1 protein-coding gene is annotated in these 1,312 nt (G+C 46.7%); it reads right to left on the reverse strand.

Translation table 11 applies throughout. The annotated features are described in order from the left end of the window. A partial coding sequence (locus tag ACEN2L_RS20695) for an efflux RND transporter permease subunit (RefSeq protein WP_441745967.1) occupies positions 1-1,115 on the reverse strand: 1,115 nt, incomplete at its 3' end. Between the last annotated feature and the right edge of the window lie 197 nt (positions 1,116-1,312).

A 1,312-nucleotide genomic window follows, 5' to 3' on the forward strand; every position in this document is an offset into this window, starting at 1 on the left:
GCAGTAATCAGCGCAGCGCGAATATTACCAAGCAATATGAACAAAATCACGATGACCAATAACGCCCCTTCCACAAGGTTCTTCTGAACCGTGTCAATCGCTTTATCGACCAGTAGGGTTCGGTCGTAGACTGGTTCAATAACAATACCATCAGGTAAGCTGGATTGAATGTCCTTCACCTTTTTGGCAACTGATTGGGCAACGGCTCGTGAGTTTTCGCCGACTAGCATCATTGCTGTACCTAAAACGGTCTCTTCACCCTCCTGTGTTGCCGCACCCGTTCGCAACTCCTTGCCAATAGCGACACTGCCAATGTCTTTCACCGCAACGGGGACAGTATTAATGCGTTTTATCACCACATTTTCGATATCGCTAATTGTCTGGAGTTGACCTTGTGAGCGCACCAGAATTTGTTGCCCATTTCGCTCAACAAACCCCGCTCCCTGATTCGTGTTGTTTCGCGCCAAAGCACGATGGATATCACTTAGACTAATGTCAAAATTCAGCATAAGCTGTGGTTCAGGATTCACATGGTATTGCTTAACGTAGCCTCCAATGGCGTTTACTTCAGTGATCCCTTTAACCAGTGCGAGCTGCGGTTTTACAATCCAGTCGTGTATCTCGCGAAGCGCCATTGCATTGTACGGCTCACCATTTTTTTGCATGGCATTTTGCTTGGCTCGCAAGGTATACATATAGATTTCGCCCAATCCAGTAGCGATAGGCCCCATTTCAGGCTCTAACCCTTCAGGTAGTTGACTTTTGATTGCGCCTAATCGGGTATTGATGAGATTACGCGCAAAATACAGATCAGTGCCCTCATCAAATACCGCTGTTACCTGAGATAGCCCGTAGCGAGATAATGAGCGGGTGTAGGACAGATCAGGCAATCCCGCCAACGCTGTTTCTACTACGAATGTGATCCGTTGCTCGGTTTCCAAAGGCGAATAGCCCGATGCTTGTGTATTGATTTGCACTTGCACGTTGGTGATATCGGGTACCGCATCAATAGGTAATTTTTGATAACTGAATATCCCCATGCCAAGCACAAGGAAGATCAACATCAGCATTAGACCTCGTCGCGCGATGGACAAGCGTAATATGGATTCAATCATGTGTTAGCCCCCCAAATACCGAGACGTCAAACCATGTAGATGGCATTAAGTTATTAATGGTCATGACCAGCCTCCGACTTTTCCAAATCGGCTTTAAACAGGTAGCTGTTCTGGCTGACAATCACATCTGCAATGTGCAGACCTGATAACACTTCGATATTGAAGCTGTCTTGTAGACCTAAGGTAACGGGCACAGG

It is taken from the genome of Flavobacterium sp. W21_SRS_FM6 (assembly GCF_052119645.1).
Lineage (GTDB): Bacteria > Pseudomonadota > Gammaproteobacteria > Enterobacterales > Alteromonadaceae > Paraglaciecola.